15 protein-coding genes are annotated in these 16,122 nt (G+C 67.8%); 8 read left to right on the forward strand and 7 right to left on the reverse strand.

The annotated features are described in order from the left end of the window. Positions 1–118: 118 nt before the first annotated feature. The 5 genes from NATPE_RS12985 to NATPE_RS13005 form a co-directional block, all read right to left on the reverse strand. Positions 119–2,782 (reverse strand): DUF7527 domain-containing protein, encoded by a 2,664-nt coding sequence (locus NATPE_RS12985; RefSeq protein WP_006181939.1) that lies wholly within the window; start codon positions 2,780–2,782, stop codon positions 119–121. 67 nt (positions 2,783–2,849) lie between these two features. Next, the gene (locus NATPE_RS12990; RefSeq protein ID WP_006181940.1) at positions 2,850–3,128 is read right to left on the reverse strand and encodes a UPF0058 family protein; all 279 of its coding nucleotides are present in this window, start codon (positions 3,126–3,128) and stop codon (positions 2,850–2,852) included. A gap of 69 nt (positions 3,129–3,197) precedes the next feature. Further along, a complete protein-coding gene (locus NATPE_RS12995; protein ID WP_006181941.1) occupies positions 3,198–3,839 on the reverse strand; it encodes a DUF998 domain-containing protein in 642 nt (213 codons plus the stop codon). Positions 3,840–4,100: 261 nt separating this feature from the next. Continuing rightward, complete coding sequence (locus NATPE_RS13000) at positions 4,101–5,279, reverse strand: ABC transporter ATP-binding protein (protein ID WP_006181942.1); 1,179 nt, start codon at positions 5,277–5,279, stop codon at positions 4,101–4,103. Positions 5,280–5,368: 89 nt separating this feature from the next. Further along, positions 5,369–5,839 (reverse strand): DUF5793 family protein, encoded by a 471-nt coding sequence (locus tag NATPE_RS13005; RefSeq protein ID WP_006181943.1) that lies wholly within the window; start codon positions 5,837–5,839, stop codon positions 5,369–5,371. Between the two features lie 171 nt (positions 5,840–6,010). On the opposite strand from NATPE_RS13005, the gene NATPE_RS13010 reads away from it, so the two are divergent. From NATPE_RS13010 to NATPE_RS13035, 6 genes are all read left to right on the forward strand, one after another. Further along, positions 6,011–7,867, forward strand: a complete 1,857-nt coding sequence (locus tag NATPE_RS13010) for a type II/IV secretion system ATPase subunit (RefSeq protein ID WP_006181944.1) — start codon at positions 6,011–6,013, stop codon at positions 7,865–7,867. Further along, a complete protein-coding gene (locus NATPE_RS13015; protein WP_006181945.1) occupies positions 7,864–9,930 on the forward strand; it encodes a type II secretion system F family protein in 2,067 nt (688 codons plus the stop codon). Before NATPE_RS13010 ends, NATPE_RS13015 begins: the two co-directional genes overlap by 4 nt. A gap of 251 nt (positions 9,931–10,181) precedes the next feature. Further along, positions 10,182–10,655: a 30S ribosomal protein S15 gene (locus NATPE_RS13020; RefSeq protein ID WP_006181946.1), complete on the forward strand. Its 474-nt coding sequence runs from the start codon at positions 10,182–10,184 to the stop codon at positions 10,653–10,655. Positions 10,656–10,661: 6 nt separating this feature from the next. Then, positions 10,662–11,876, forward strand: coding sequence for a hypothetical protein (locus NATPE_RS13025; RefSeq protein ID WP_006181947.1), 1,215 nt, complete (start codon positions 10,662–10,664; stop codon positions 11,874–11,876). Continuing rightward, positions 11,873–12,163, forward strand: coding sequence for a KEOPS complex subunit Pcc1 (locus tag NATPE_RS13030; RefSeq protein WP_006181948.1), 291 nt, complete (start codon positions 11,873–11,875; stop codon positions 12,161–12,163). Before NATPE_RS13025 ends, NATPE_RS13030 begins: the two co-directional genes overlap by 4 nt. Next, positions 12,156–12,776, forward strand: a complete 621-nt coding sequence (locus NATPE_RS13035; protein ID WP_006181949.1) for a 30S ribosomal protein S3ae — start codon at positions 12,156–12,158, stop codon at positions 12,774–12,776. Before NATPE_RS13030 ends, NATPE_RS13035 begins: the two co-directional genes overlap by 8 nt. 176 nt (positions 12,777–12,952) lie before the next feature. On the opposite strand, the gene NATPE_RS13040 is transcribed toward NATPE_RS13035, so the two are convergent. Next, a complete protein-coding gene (locus tag NATPE_RS13040; protein WP_006181950.1) occupies positions 12,953–13,267 on the reverse strand; it encodes a putative quinol monooxygenase in 315 nt (104 codons plus the stop codon). Between the two features lie 68 nt (positions 13,268–13,335). Beyond that, positions 13,336–13,773, reverse strand: a complete 438-nt coding sequence (locus tag NATPE_RS13045; protein WP_006181951.1) for a cupredoxin domain-containing protein — start codon at positions 13,771–13,773, stop codon at positions 13,336–13,338. Between the two features lie 137 nt (positions 13,774–13,910). On the opposite strand from NATPE_RS13045, the gene NATPE_RS13050 reads away from it, so the two are divergent. Together NATPE_RS13050 and NATPE_RS13055 are read left to right on the forward strand one after the other, a co-directional pair. After that, complete coding sequence (locus NATPE_RS13050; RefSeq protein WP_006181953.1) at positions 13,911–14,636, forward strand: protein sorting system archaetidylserine synthase; 726 nt, start codon at positions 13,911–13,913, stop codon at positions 14,634–14,636. A 66-nt stretch (positions 14,637–14,702) separates the two neighbouring features. Next, complete coding sequence (locus NATPE_RS13055; protein WP_006181954.1) at positions 14,703–16,046, forward strand: HEAT repeat domain-containing protein; 1,344 nt, start codon at positions 14,703–14,705, stop codon at positions 16,044–16,046. The last annotated feature ends 76 nt before the right edge of the window (positions 16,047–16,122 follow it).

Genomic DNA, 16,122 nt, shown 5'->3' on the forward strand with positions numbered 1-16,122 from the left:
GCGATCGGAGTCGACGCGAACCGATTTCTCATCGCCGTTTTCAACCGCGGTAGCGACTGCCAGAACCCGTCGAGCGATCGCCGGACAGCCGTCGAAAACGAGTTCGGAACCCGCGAGCCTACAGTTCGGGCACGTTCATGTGGAACCCTTCCGATCGCGATTCGACCAGACAGAGGTGATACCCCGTCTTGCGCGAGAGGTTGACGTAACTGAGCTTCGAGCCGCGGCTAAGCAGTCCGCCGCTGGTGGCCTGCTCGGCCACCTCGAGCGCGCCGGGTTCGAAGAAACTCGAGGTGACCGCGATCGCCGCGGCCAGATCCGGGTAGTTGGCCTTGACCGCGGAGGCGGCCGCCTCGAGTTCCTCGAGGGTGTCCTGGGTCGCAGGCTCTCGCGAGTCGTTGAGCGCGACCAGCACGAGCGGATTCCCCATCTTGTCGAACGCGACGATGTCGAAGGTGACCTCGTCGGGGACGTCCTCGGTGTCGTCGTCCTCGAGCGAGATCGTCGCGCCGAGTTCGGCCCGGTCGATGCGGGGGATCGCGTCGTAGAGGTCGCCCAGCCCGTCGGCGTTGCCGGTGTCACGGATCTCGTACAGCAAGGTCGCGGTGAGCCAGTCGACGAACCGGTACTCCATCGAGGCAGCGAGGAACTCGTCGTACGGCCGGCCGTCGACGGCCGCATCGGCCGAATCGAACTGCGTGTGATGTTCGAGTTGCAGGTTCGATGCGACCTCGCTGCGGTCGGCGTCGCCGTCGTGGGCCGTCTCGAGGGTCGGCTGACTCTTCGAGGCGTACCGGACGAAGAGGTTCGTCCCCGCGAGCGCTCGCTGGGCCGAGAGCTGGGTACTGGCACCGGAGTCGGTCGTTTCACTGTCGGCTTCTCGCGCCCGTTCGAGTTCCGTCTCGAGGCTCTCGATCCGGGACTGGAGCCGCTCGACCGTCGACGAGAGGTCGTCGTTCTCCGATCGCAGCCGGTCGCGTTCGGCCTCGAGTTCCTCGGCTCTCGTCTCGAGAGCCCCGTATCGCTCCTGAAGCGTCTCGAGTTTCTCGGTCAGTGCGGCGACCCGCTCGCTTGCGGCATCGGTCGCGGCCGACCGACCGCTCGCGTCGGTGTCCCCGCTACCGGCGGCCCGGTCGCGGGACGCGTCCTGACTCGCTCCCGTCGTGGTCGTCTCCGCCGTCGTCGACGGGGTTTGGGTCGCGCTCGAGTCAGTCCGCCCGTCGCTCGACCGGGAACCGGTCGCCGTCGCGGACCGGTCGCCCGAACGCGTGCGCTCGTCGGACGCCGACTCCGACTCGCTGTTGTCCGGATCGATCGACGGGATGCGCCGCGTCTCCCGCCACTGTTCCTCGCGCTCGAGTTCCTCCTCGAGGTCGCCGTCGGGCGTCTCGGCGTCCTCGGCCGTCGTGGGATCGGTGGGTGTCGCGGGACCCTCGACCGTCGAGTCCGCGTCGTCCTCGTCGACCCACGAAATATCGTTGCGGTCCAGTTCCTCGGCTGCCGCCTCGACCTCGGCGAGGTCCGGGTCCGTGGGACGGTCCGTCTCGACTCCGGTCGGTTCGCTCGAGTCGGTGGCGTCGTCCACGGGTTCGGCCGCCTCGGCAGATGCCGCCGGCTCCGTCGCTGTCGGGCCGTCGGCGGCCCCGTCTTCGGCCCCGGTGGTCGTGGGATCGGCCGGCTCCGTCGTCCCTCGATCGGCGTCGGACTGCGAGGTCGCGCTAGTGTCGGCGGCGTCTTGCCGTTTCGTCTCTGCAGCCGCGGGGCTCGTCACCGAACCGGCGTCGGCAGTACCGTCGGGGGCCGGCTCCTGACTGCCGGACGGGTCGGTATCGATAGCCGACTCCGCGTCGGTAATACCGGTCGGTTCGGGTTCGGTGTCGACCTCGTCGGTCGCGGTGATCCCCGACGGGTCCTCCGTCAGATCGATCTCCGACGACAGCGACGACGCGTCGTCGGCCACGCCCTCGGTCGATTCGGTGTCGGCGGCGGCCACGTCCTCGATCGGATCGGCCTCGACCGAGTCCGCTCCCGAAACGTCGATCGGCTCGATAGACGAGTCCGTCGGATCGGTCGTCGGGCTGTCGGCCGCGGATGCGGTCGAGTCGGAAGCCGGATCGGCATCGGTCGCGGCGTTTGCCCCGGCCCCGGCCGTCCCGGTACTGGACGCCGAGTCGGTGCCCGCTGTCCGACTCGAGCCGGCCGCGCTGTCGGTCGTGTCCCCGGCCGCCGGCTCGTCGTCGGCCGCACCCGGAACGTCGGTCACGTCGATATCGACGTCGATGACTTCGTAGATGCCGACCTCGTCGGCCGCGCGCTCGAAGGCCTCGTCGCCGGTCAGCAGCCGTTCGGCGTTGCCGATGTAGGCGGCGGCCATCCGGCGACCACCGTAGTAGACGGCGTAGTAGTCGCCGCTGAGGACGTTCTCGCTCAGTTCGATGTAGCCGGTAAACGAGCCGCTCTGGAGGGTGTTATCGACCTCCCGGAGCGGCGTCTCGTTGGTGTAGTACTTCGCCCTCGTGTCGCCGCCGCGTTCCTCCATCGCACAGAGTAGCGGCAGCGACGGGTGTGGTGCCTCGTAGCGGGTCCCCGAGGCGGTTTCGAAGTCGTCGATGTCGCCGTCGACGACGCCGACGATCCGGCCATTGAGCATAAAGAGCCACGTGCCGTGTCCCGAGACGGCACCCGAGAAATCGGCGGCAGCGAGATCGGAGAGGCCATCGAAACCGCCGCTGAACGGGCGGGAGTCCCACTCCTCGACGCGCTCTTGCGTGCGCGGGTCCATACGTCAACAAGCGGGAACCACACCAAATACGTTTCGCCTAGACTACGGCGCTAAATTCCGCCGCGAGTTATATTTTCGATTCGGCGTCCTCGGCCAGTTCCTTCATCCGCTTGCCGATCCGGCCGGCGCTCGAGAACTCGTCTTCGCTCATCGCACTCGCTAGGGCGTTGCCAAGCACGAAAACGGCGTGTTTGTGTTCGCTCTTGGACTTGTGGACGTGCGAGGGATCGACGTCGAGTTGGCGGTAGGGATCGAACAGCGTTTCGTCGACCTCCTCGCGCTCCGAGAAGTACTCCATGATGACGACGAGTTCTTCGTGGAGCTCGAGAAGTTCGTCTTTATGCATACACACCGCTTGGAACGGTTTGAAGTTAAGCGTTGTGTGGCGAGACGTCGCAAATCCGGCTCGAGGCGTTCAGCGTGCCGACCAGCCGGTGTCGTCGTTCCGGGATGCGATCGTGACCGCGAGCAGGAGGACCCAGCCGCCGAAGGCGACGGCGGCGACGAACTCGGGGACGGCGAACCACGTGTCGGTATCGGCCCCGCCGTCCAGCGAGAGTATCCACACTGCCCACGCGAGCGGGTGGACGAGTCCGATGAGAATCGACGAGAGGGCCAATCGGCGGTCGCCGGCCAGCGCCGCCCCGGCCCCGTAGACCCAGCCCGCGAACGGGGCGACGCCGAACACCGATAGCGCCGCGACGGCGTGGAAACTCCGCTCGAGGTAGACGGCCGTATGCTCGAGAAAGAAGATCCCGACGCCGATCTGTCCGAGTACGGTCACCGCGAGCAATACGATGCCGGCCCGCTCGAGTCGGTTGCGACTCGCGGTCCACAGCCGCCAGGCGAATGGGAAGCCGATCAGTCCGCCGACGATCAGACCGCCGTTGAAAAGCGGGAACGTCGGCGCACCGTACCGGCCCATGTCCGAGAGCGCTCGCGTGCGCCAGGTAAACGTCTCGGGGGGAGCCACGAACGTCGCGAGGAGGATGGCCCCGAGCGTGACGACCGGGGCGGCGATTCCACAGTAGGTCGCGATTCGCTTCGTCTCAGTCATGGATAGCGTCGCGGGAGTTCCGTTCTGGACGGAGTCCCGAAGACATATATCTATTTCCGATTATGTTTGTTTAATTACAGGAGTCGTCCGGCGACTGAACGCGGTCATCGGACTCCAGGTCGTGATCCTCAGTGTGATCGTCGCCTCGACGCTTCCGGCCGCGGTACTACCGGTGGTTGTCCTCGGTGGAGTCCGGCTCAGTCCGACGCTCGTACTGGCGCTGTTGCTCGTCTACTCGTGACGTCGGGGCGACAGTCCGTTTCAGTCGTCGTCGGAGGTCACAGCCGCGTCGGTCTCGTCCTCGCGGTGGTCGGCGGGGAACCACGCGAGGTCGTGATCGGCGGTGACCCGGACCCCGACGCGTTCGTCAAGATCGATCCGGTCGGAGTGGTTGTGCATGCACTCGATCGTTTCGCCGCCGTCGAGTTCGACCCGATAGAGGACCGTCGGACCGAGATAGCGGCGGTAGACGACCCGGCCGTCGGCCTCCGCCCCCTCTGCGGGGTAGGCCGTCACGTCGTCGGGCCGCACCAGCAGGTCGACGATGCTGCCGTCGTACTGGTGGGCGAGCCCGTTGACGTCGTCGCGGAGGACGCGCCCGAGCGCGGTATCGACGTGATCGCCATGGACCTCGCCCGGGAGGAAACTGGCATGGCCGAGAAAGCCCGCGACGAACCGTGATTCGGGCTGTTGGAAGACCCGCTGTGGGGTGTCGATCTGTTCGATGTCGCCGTCGTTCATCACGGCGACTCGGTCGGAGATCGACAGCGCCTCCTCCTGATCGTGAGTGACCGAAACCGCGGTCACGCCCGTTTCTTTGATGATCCGGCGGACCTCCTCGCGCATCTCGACGCGGAGGTCCACGTCCAGATTCGAGAAGGGCTCGTCGAGCAACAGCATCTCCGGCTCGGGCGCGAGCGATCGGGCGAGCGCGATCCGCTGTTGCTGGCCACCCGAGAGTTCGTCCGGGTGGTCGTCGCCGTGGTCGGCAAGCCCGACGAGTTCGAGCAGTTCGTCGACACGGGCGTCGCGCTCGCTCTCCGTCCAGTCTTTCAGCCCGAAGGCGACGTTTTCGCGTGCGCTCAGATGTGGAAAGAGGGCGAAGTCTTGAAAGACGACCCCGACGTCGCGTTGTTCCGGCGGCACGAACCGGCCCTCACCGGCGACGGTGTCGCCTTCCAATCGAACCCGGCCGTCGTTGGGTCGCTCGAGGCCGGCGATCAGCCGGAGCGTCGTGGTCTTCCCACAGCCGGAGGGGCCAAGCAGGGTCAAGATTTCGCCGTCGCGAACTGACAGCGACAGGTCGCCGATGACGTCCTCGCTGCCGTATCGCTTGGCGATGCCGTCGAGCTCGAGGACCGCCTCATCGGCCGTCGGCGCTCCAGTAGGTTCCCGCGTTCCGTCCTCGGCGGCCGTAGTAAGTAGGTGTCCGTTCGCCATGGGTCCTCTCCGGCGTCTGCCGGCGTACATTCCCTTTAGGCGGCCCTAAAACACTTATAATTGCCGGTCGGCTCCCAGTCGCTGGGAGCCTAGAGTTCGACGCCGCTCGGGATCAGGCTGTGCTGGCGAAGCAGGCTCCCGTCGTCGTCGTAGACGAGGAACGTTCCCTTGTCGTAGCTGACGAACTGGTCGCCATCGAGCGTGATCGTGACCTCGTAGCGGCCGTCGTCCTCGGCGGCCGCCTCGCCGTAGCCCCGGGCCGCGCGGATGAACTGCAGGACGTCGTCAGCGTCCTCGTTGAGTTCGAGAATGAACTCGCCGGTGACCCGGTTGGTCACGCTCACGACTCCCTGAGTGTCGTCCCCGAGCGGCCCCTGGAGCCGGAGTGCGACGTCGGTCTCGCTCGCGTCGAGGACGTCGCCGTCGGGGCCAGTCAGGCGCTCGCGAAGCATCGTCGCCGGGCCGGTGAAGTCGATCGATACCGATGGCTTGCGTGGTTCGCCGTCGGTTTCGACCCAGTCGATGTGCGTGACGTCTAGCGTGAAGTGCTCGCGCCTCATTCCGTACGCGGTAGTTCGGACTCCCACGGTATGAACGTAACGCACAGCAACCCGTTCATACGACGGGGTCGACGCACGTCGCCTCGCCGTCGCACGCGCTACGTCGATCGGTGATCGAAACGGCCGCCTCATTTATGCCGGTCGCGTCCGGACTGTCACGGAGCCCTGATCATGGACCAGCGGGACACGACTCCTCGAGCCGACGACGAGCCGGCGGTCGCGGGCGCGACCGATAGCGCAGCCGACGGGGCCATCGAGGAGATCGCGGAACCGGCCGCGGCCGCGGGCGGCGACGCCGAGGATTCGACGATCGAGACCGCGCGGCGGGTCGTCCGGCGGGTCGTCGAGACGCTCCGTGGATCGACCGTCGATGTCGGCGACTACGAACCGGACACGCACGGGCCGCTCGTCGAACTCGACGATCCCGGAGACCTCGAGGTGATCGAACGCTACTGGGTCGACGCCCCCTTCTCGTACATCACGATCGGCTACGATCACGAGGCCAACGAACACCGCTACCGGCCCGTCGAACCGCGGCTGCGCGATGACGAAGCGGTGCTGCTCGAGACGCTGTTCGAGGACGTCCGCGATCCGCTCCTGTATCGCGCCGAGGACGGCGACGACGTCGAGTCTTTGCTCCGGGAGACGGTCCGCGAGTACCTCGAGCGCTACGGTGCCGCGGTCGACACCGCGACGTTCTATCGCCTGTTTTACTACCTCTACCGGGATTTCCGGGGCTACGGCCGGCTCGCGCCGATCATGCACGATCCCCACGTCGAGGACGTCTCCTGTGACGGCTACGAGCTGCCGATCTTCGTCTATCACGACGAGTACACCGACATCGAGACCGACGTCTCGTTCGAGGCGGACGCGCTCGATCGGTTCGTCGTCGGACTCGCCCAACACTCGGGGCGACACATCTCGATCGGCGATCCGATGGTCGAGACGACCCTGCCGGACGGCTCGCGGGCCGAACTCGCGCTCGGTGAGGAGGTCACTCCCCGCGGCTCGGCCTTTACCATCCGCAAGTACGCCGACGAGCCGTTCACCCCGATCGACCTGCTCGAGTACGGGACCTTCGGCGTCGAACAGTTGGCCTACCTCTGGCTGGCGATCGAACACAACAAGAGTCTGATCTTCGCGGGCGGGACCGCCTCGGGGAAGACGACGAGCATGAACGCCGTCTCGATGTTCGTCCCGCCCCGGTCGAAGGTGGTGACGATCGAGGACACCCGCGAACTGCAACTCTCTCACGACAACTGGCTCTCCGCGATCACCCGCGAGCGGGTCCACGAGGGGACCGACGTGACGATGTACGATCTGCTGCGATCGGCGCTGCGTCACCGCCCGGAGTACATCGTCGTCGGCGAGGTCCGCGGCGAGGAGGCGATGACGCTCTTCCAGGCCATGAACACCGGCCACACGACCTATTCGACGATGCACGCCGACTCGGTCCAGACGGCGATCAACCGCCTCGAGAGCGAGCCGATCAACGTTCCCCGATCGATGGTCCAGAGTCTCGACATCCTCTCGGTCCAGACCCTGACCCGGGCCGGCGACGGGCGCGTGCGCCGCAACAAGGTCCTCGCCGAGATCGAGGGCGTCGACCAGCGTACTGGCGAACTCGACTACTCGACGGCCTACAGCTGGGACAGCGAGAGCGACAGCTTTCGGAGCGCCAAGAGCCGCGTCCTCTCGGAGATCCGCGACGAACGTGGCTGGAGCCAGACGGAGTTGCTCGCCGAACTCGAGAACCGCAAGCAGTTCCTCGAGTACCTCCGCGAGAACGGGATCAGCGACTACCGACGGTTCACCGCCATGGTCAACGAGTACTACAGCGACAAGGCGGGCGTCCTCGAGCGGATCGGGGTCGAGAGCCGGCTCGAGGCCGAAGACGGGGCCGACGAGGGGCACGGGGACGAGAACCGAACCGGAGGCGAGGACGGGCTCGCGGACGGGAGTGTTCCGGCCGCCGACTCCGATGCTGCGGACTCGAGCGGGGGACCGGACGTCCCTCGGGACCGATGAGACTGGTCCCTTTCCTCCCGCTGGCGCTCGCACTGGCGTGTCTCGTCCCGATCGCGGCGGCGAGATACGTCGCCCGGGTCGATCGCGTTCTCGCCCGGATCGCGAATCGCTGCTTCGGGTCCCACGTCGATCTGTTTCGCGGCGAGCGACCGGACCGACGGGCGGCCCTGCGGGCCGCACAGCTCCCGACGACCGATCGCGAGTACGGGGCGACGACGCTGCTGTACGCCACGATCGCCACCGTCGTCGGTGCCGTCCTCGGGATCTACGCCGGCTGGGGACTGCTGTCGCTGCTCGCGATCGATCCCGAGACCATCCGGGCAGCGGTCCCGGGACCCCTCGCGTTCCTCGCGGGGCTGGCCGGTGTCCCGTCGCTGTCCGCGATCGAACTCGCCGCGCTCTTGCTCGGCTCGGCGGTGACCGTCGGGGCCGTCGCCGGCGCGGGGACCTACTGGTTCCGGTGGTGGTATCCGAGCTACCTCGCGGACGGCCGTGCCCGCCGAATCGAGGCGAGTCTCCCCGCGGCCGTCGCCTTCCTCTATGCCCTCTCGAAGAGCGGGATGGCCGTCCCCGATGCAGTCCGGGTCCTCGCCGACCAGGAGGACACCTACGGCGAGGTCGCCGCCGAGTTCTCGGTCGCGGTCAGGGAGATGGACACGTTCGGTACCGACGTGATCACCGCCCTCGAGACGATGGGGCGGCGCTCGCCGAGCCCCCAGTTCCGGGAGTTCACCGAGAACCTCGTCGGCGTCCTCCGGAGCGGACAGCCCCTCTCGACGTTCCTCGAGCGCCAGTATCGAGACTACCGGGAGGAGGCCGAGTCCCAGCAAGAGAGCGCGCTCGGGCTGCTCGCGACGCTTGCCGAAGCCTACGTCACGGTGCTGGTCGCCGGGCCGCTCTTTCTGATCACCATCCTCGTGGTCATCGGGATCGCCGCGGGCGAGACGTTCGGGCAACTGCAGCTCCTCGTCTACCTGTTCCTGCCGCTTGCAAACCTCGGGTTCGTCGTTTACCTGAGTACGGTAACCGAGGACCTCACGCCGGGCCGTGGCTCCAGCGGAGGTGAACAGGCCCTCGAGTCCCCGTCGGTCGACGCCGTCCCGACCGAACGCGCCCCCGATCTGCCGGGGGCGCGGCCGCATCCCAACGTCGAGCGCGTTCGGTACTACCGGCGGCTCCGTGGCCTTCGAGAGCGGCTCGGGCAGCCACTCCGAACGCTCGTCGGACGGCCGTCGCTGACGTTCGTGATTACCGTTCCCCTCGTCCTCGCGGCGTTCGTCGGTCGCCACTCGCCCCTCGCGGGCGAGGTCGCCGTGACCGCGGTCGACGACACCATCGCAGTCGGGGCGCTGTTCGCGATCGGCGTCTTCGCGGTCGCCGAGGAGGTTCGGCGTCGCCGGCTCTCGGCGATCGAGGCCGCGGTGCCGGACCTGCTCGATCGACTCGCCAGCGCCAACGAGGCCGGATCCTCGATCGTCGCGGCGATCGACCGCGTCCGGGACTCCGAACTCGGGCCGCTCGGCGACGAACTCGACCGCGTCTGGGCCGACGTCGAGTGGGGTGCGGACCTTCAGACCGCGCTCCGCCGGTTCGAGGGTCGCGTCGGCACCCGGTCGGTCTCCCGGGTCGTGACGCTGCTGACCGAATCGATGGCGGCCAGCGGCAACCTCGGGACCACGCTTCGCATCGCCGCTCGCGGCGCCGCCGCCGACCGTCGACTCGAGCGCGAACGCCGGCAAGCGATGCTCGAGTACGTGGTCGTCGTCTACGTCTCCTTTCTGGTCTTTCTGTTCATCATCGGCGTGCTGTCGGGCTATCTCCTGCCGAACCTCCCGACCGAGGGGGCGGAGATCGCCTCGGGGACCGGCACGACCGAACTGGGAGGTCTCTCGGGAGGCGACGCCGAGGCCTACGCGACGCTGTTTTACCACGCGACGCTGGTACAGGGGCTGCTGTCGGGACTGATCGCCGGCCAGTTGAGTACCGGCGACGTCAGGGCCGGCGCGAAACACGCCGCGATCATGCTCGCACTTACCATCGGGCTCTTCACGGTCGTCCTGTGATACGGTCTCCTGTCAGTCATTGCCGATGGGACCGCGACCGCCCTGCGATCCCAGGGACATCGAGACAGCGAACCGTCCGAGGCGTTGACCGGCGATGAGAAACCCTTTAGTCTCCGACCCCGGAAGCGGTAGTGGGAAGCGCACGGCCGCAAATCCGACTCCGCCGCCCGCTCTTTGGGGCGGCTTGGGATTGCGGAAGTGCAGACGAGAGCAGTACAACGCAGCGGTCAGTGCGATTCCTATCCTCAACAATGGCACGAATGCACACCCGCCGACGCGGCTCGTCCGGTTCGGACAAGCCCTCGGCAGACGAACCACCGGAGTGGAGCGACGTCGACCCAGAAGACATCGAATCGCGGGTCGTCGAACTGGCCGAGCAGGGTCACGACCCGAGCCAGATCGGGATGAAGCTGCGTGACGAGGGCGTCACCGGCACCCCGATTCCGGACGTCAAGCTGGCGACCGGGAAGAAAATCACCGAGATCCTCGAGGAGAACGACGCGCGAGCGGACATCCCCGAGGACCTCTGGAACCTGATGGAGCGTGCGGTGCGCCTGCGCGAACACGTCCAGCAGAACCAGCAGGACCACCAGAACAAACGCGCTCTGCAGAACACCGAAGCGAAGGTCCGTCGCCTGGCCGACTACTACCGCGGCGACGAACTCGAGCCTGACTTCACGTACACGCCCGAACTCGCGAAGGAACTCATCGAAGACGCCGAGTAACGCCACATGGCAACCGAGGGTCGATCCGCACCGTCGTCGTCCGCCACGACCGCGCTCGAGAGCGCCGGCTTCGTCCGGCTGATCGCGCGGGCCGACGGCGACGCCATCGCCGCCAGCGCCCTCCTCGCGAGGGCGCTTGCCGAGCGCGATACGCCGTATCAGATCACCGTCGGCCGGACGATCGCCGAGCGGGCGCGGCGCATGCGCGCGCCGACCGCCGACGGCGACGCCACGGTCGTCGTCGGCACCGCTGACGCGGCTGCCACCGATGCGATCCGGCTACCGGCGACCGACCGACCCGCGGCGCTCGAGGCCGTCGATCTCGTCCGCGATCTCGGCACGATTCCGGATCCAGTCCTCGCGCTGGCCGGCGTCGTCGCCGCCGGGGGCGACCCCGGCGCGGGCGAAAGCGAGTGGCTCGTCGAACGCGCGCTCGAGCGCGGCGTCGTCGACCGGCGACCCGGCGTCGCGGTGCCGACCGCCGATCCGGTCGACGGACTCGCCCACTCGACGCGGCTGCACGCGCCGTGGTCCGGCGACCCGGAGGCGACGCGCGAGGCGCTCGCCGACCTCGCCGCCGATCCCGACGCGCTCGAGGCGGACGATCGCCGCGCGATCGGATCGCTGGTCGCGCTCGATACCGTCGGTGCCGACGCGGCGACCGACGCCGCCGCCGAGGCGATCGGCCGGGCGCTCCGGCCCTACGCCACGCCCGAGGCCGCCGTCGCGACGCTGGGCGGCTTCGCCGACGTCCTCGCGGCACTGGCCCGGACCGAGCCCGGCACCGCAACGGCGCTCGCGCTCGGCCACGACGTCCGCGACCGGGCGCTCGAGGGCTGGCGCGATCACGGCCGCCGCGCCCACGCGGCGCTTGCCGACGCCTCGATCGACCGCTACGACGGGCTGGTCGTCGTCGACGTCGACGACGCCCCCGTCGAGACGGTCGCACGGCTCGCGGTCGACTTCCGGTCGCCGGAGCCGGCCGCCCTCGCACTCGGCGAGGACGAGGCTGCGATCGCGACCCGCGACGCCGACGCTCTCGGCGCGGCGCTTGAGGCGATTTCGCGGGACCTCGCGGATGCGGTCCCGGCGACCGACACGGCTGAGCCCGACGCCGATGGCGGCGTCGAATACGACGTCGGCCATCGCCGCGGCTACCTGCGCTTCGGCCCCGGACTCGAGGACGAGACGATCGTCACGACAGCGAGGGAACTGCTATGAGCCGGCGAGCGACGATCCGGACGACCCACGACGACGCAGCGCTGGTCGCACGGGCGCTCGAGCCGGACAACACCGACGAGATGGCGACGACGGTCGACGACGGCACGGTCGTCACGCGGATCGACCGCGAGACGACCAGCGGCCTGCAGTCGACGGTCGACGACTACGTCGTCAACCTCGCCGTCGCGATCGACGTCGCGTCGACGGCGCGAACCGAACAGGACGACCGACCGACGGACACGGGACCTGTGTCCGACCACGACACCGATACAACATACAATGAGTGAACGATCAGTTTCACGCGCGAAACAGGAGAAGCGGTGGTACACCGTCCTGGCACCCGAACAGTTCGACCGCCAGGAACTCGGCGAAACCCCCGCTGACGAACCGGAGAAAGTCTACGACCGAACCATCGAAACGACGCTTGGCGACCTCAACAACAACGCCAGCGAGAACAACACGAAGCTGACCTTCAAGATCACGGACGTCGGCAGCGACTCGGCCTACACCGAGTTCGTCGAGCACTCGCTGACGCGGGACTACCTGCGCTCGCTCGTCCGACGCGGTGCCTCCAAGATCGAGGCCTACGTCACCGTCCTCACGACGGACGACTACCGCGTCCAGATCCAGCCCGTCGCCTTCACGACCAAGAAGGCCGACGCGAGCCAGGAGAAGGCCATCCGCGAGCAGATGGTCGAGATGATCGAGGAAGCCGCCGAGGAGCGCTCCTTCGAGGAACTCGTCGACAGCGTCGTCGAAGGTCGTCTCTCCTCCGCCATCTACGGCGAGGCCAAGACGATCTACCCGCTGCGACGCGTCGAGATCCAGAAGACCACCCTCGAGGCCCACCCCGAGGAAGTCGCCGAAGAGGAAGCGACCGCGGTCGACGTCGAGGACTGACCGCGATCGGCGCGGCTCGTCATCGCTCGCCCGACCGAAATTTCGTATTTTGACGACGACCTGAACCGTGAGCCGTCGCTATTCCGGCTCGCCCGAACCGACGCAGCTACCGGTGGGCAGCGCCGCCGCCGCTCCGCTCGAGGTGGTCGCCGATCGCTCGAGCGAGTAGCTGGCCGCTACAGTTCGACGTCCGCGGCCGAGTCGACGTCGAACCGGGTGACCTCGGGCTCGCCGGCGAGCAGGTCCGGCAGCGTGGCTTCGAACTCCTGGTAGTGGTCGCTCCGGGCGTGTGCGCCGACGGCCGCTTCGTCCTCGTAGCGCTCGAAGAAGCGGACGACGTTCGGCTCGGCAATATCGGTCGTGGCTCGGTAGTCGAGGATGCCGTCTTCGGCCTGCGATTCGGCGACGAGGTCCGCGATCAGCTCGAGGGCCTCTTCGCGGCGGTCAGGGTCGATCGGGAAACTCGCGTGGATAACGATCGTGCCGGGCACACGGTGCGGGCGAGGCGTGATAAAGGTAGGCACACGGGCAAGGCGGGACCCCGTTTTTGGTCCGCGGCTCACTCGGTGACGACGATTTCGCCCAGCATCTCCGCTCGCTCGTGGGGGATACAGACGTAATCGTAGGTGCCGGGAACCTCGAAGGTGTGTTCGAAGGTCTCGCGGGACGAGAGACGACCGCCTTGATCCTCGTGCCAGGCTTCGTACGCCGTCGCCTGGTCCTCGAACCCGCCGGTGGCGAAGTAGTCGGCCCCGTCGGGGATGCTCGACTCGAAGGCGGTCACGGTGTGATAGGCCTCGCTCGTGTTCTTCCAGACGACGGTCTCGCCGACGGAGACCTCGTAGGATTCGGGCCGGAACTCGGTCCGAGTCATGCCGATATGACAGTCTTCGCCAGTACAGGAATCGTCGTCGAACACGCTGAGCGCGGACGAACAGCCGGCCAGTCCGACAGCGGTGGCAGTGCCGACGGTAGCGAGATAGGCGCGCCGGTTCATACGGGCGCTTAGGGGACTCCCGGTATAATCACCCCGGTTCGATTCCCGGTCCGTAGGAGTAGCCTCCGCCCCGACTCGCGGACGGCCGATCCGTGGAAACGAAAACACGTAAGGGAACGCCCCGCCGACTCGGCGATATGCTCCCCCGGTTCGTCGGTCGACTCGGTGTCGCCGACGCGGTGACGATCGCGAACGCCGCCCTGGGATTCGTCGCCGTCGTCGTCGCGGCCGTCGACATCGATCTGGCCGCCCGACTGATCCTCCTGGCGGCGATCGCGGACGGGCTCGACGGCATCCTCGCGCGCCGCTACGGCGGCACCGAGGCCGGGCCGTACCTCGACTCGCTCGCCGACGTCGCCTCCTTCGCCCTCGCCCCCGCGGTCCTCTCCTTTACCGTCGTCACGGACGGCCTCGCGGTCGATTTCGACACGATCACGCCGGAACTGCTCGCGGTGGCCGGCGTCTGTGCGCTGTTCGTCGCCATGGCCGTCACCCGGCTCGGGATGTACACCGCCTACGACATCTCCGGCAGTTACACCGAGGGCGTCCAGACGACACTAGCTGCGACCGTGCTGGGTGCGGCGATCCTCGCCGGCGAGACCCAGCCGTGGCTCGTCCTCGGCGTCACCGGCGCGTTCTGTTACCTGATGGTCTCCCGGATCCAGTACCCCGACCTGCTCGCCCGCGACGCCGGCATCATGGGGATCGTCCACGCGCTCGCGATTCTCGTCCCCGACCTCGCCGGCCGGACGTTCCCCTACGCCCTCCTGACGCTCGGGTTGGCCTACATGACACTCAGCCCCTGGTTCTACTGGGGCGACGCCGAACGCACCGGCGAGGTCGACGTGCATGGAAACGCTTAGGGCCGTCCTGACACGACCGTAGGATATGTACACCGTCACGCGTCGGCGTCGTCCCGAGGTGGAACCATGAGCGAGGACGAGGCAACTGACGACGCGGCCGAAGCGGGGGCAGACGAGCAAGAACCCGTAGACCTCGAGGCGATCCGGGAGCGCCTCGACGGACTCGCCGCCGACCTCGAGGCCCTCGAATCGAGCCTCGAGGCGGCCGAGACCGAGGACGACTTAGATGTCGTCGAGGCCGACCTCGAGTCGTTCCGGGCGGAACTCGAGAGCGTCGAGGTGCCGGAGCCGCCGGAAACCGACGACGAGGACGAGGAAGACGAGGAGCCGGCCCCGGAGGAGGAACTCCAGGAGCAGTACGACGAGATCGAGAGCGATCTCTCGGATCTCGAGTCCGACCTCGAGGACCAGCGCGGTCCCTACGGCGAGGACGTGGTGAGCGAGATCGAGGGCGTCAGCGGGACGATCACGGGCACCCGCTGGACCGAGGAGGGCAACGCCGAGCTGATCGAGGCCGTCGATAGCTTCCTCGACGAGCTGAACGACCTGCTCGAGACGTCGGTCACGCTGGTCAACGAGGGCGACGACGTGTCCGACCAACTCGAGGCCACGCTCGACGACGCGGCCGACGCCGTCGCCGACGCCGGTCTCGACGCCGACGACGACGCCGAGACGATCGCCGGCCTGCTCACGGCCACCGACGACCTGGAGGGCGGCGTGGACGACGCCACCGAGTGGACCGACCTCGAGATTCGCGAACAGCTGCGCCGCGAGGGCTACTACGATGTCCTCGATCACGTCAAGGACTTCCCGCCGGAGTGGCACGCGCTGAAGGTCCACGAGAAGCAGGGCAACGTCGAGATGATCCTGCTTGCCCTCGAGACCTTCGACTCCGATTTCATGGAAGAACACTGCATGGAGTCGCTCGAGCGCATGGGCTCGCGCGCGGAACCGGCCACCGACGCAATGTTGCAGAAGGCCAACCGCCGCGATAAGGCCGCCATGCGCATCCTCGGGAAGATCGGCGTCGCCGACGAGGAGGTCGTCGAGACGCTGGTCGACTACGTCGACTCCAATCCGAACCTCCAGCAACCCGCCTTCCGTGCCCTCGGCGAGATCGGTGCCGAAGACGCGGTCGAGCCGATCGCCCAGCAACTCGTCGCCGAAGAAGCCGACGTCCGCAGCTGGGCCGCCCGCGCGCTCGGCCTGATCGGCGACACCCGTGCCATCGAGCCGCTCGCGGACGTCCTCGCGGACGACGAGGCCGACCGCGTCCGGGCCAGCGCCGCGTGGGCGCTCAACCGCATCGGCACACAGGAGGCCCTCGAGATCGTCGCCGACTACGACGACGACCGGGCCTATCTCGTCCAGGCCGAGGCCGAGAACGCCGACCTCGAGCCCGCGGCCTGACGCGGTGTCGGCGGTGGTTTGTCACGTCGTTCGGTCCTGCCCAACAGCCGCTGCTGCGGTGGCGCGCGCTGGATCG

The sequence above is a fragment of the Natrinema pellirubrum DSM 15624 genome (assembly GCF_000230735.2).
Taxonomy (GTDB): domain Archaea; phylum Halobacteriota; class Halobacteria; order Halobacteriales; family Natrialbaceae; genus Natrinema; species Natrinema pellirubrum.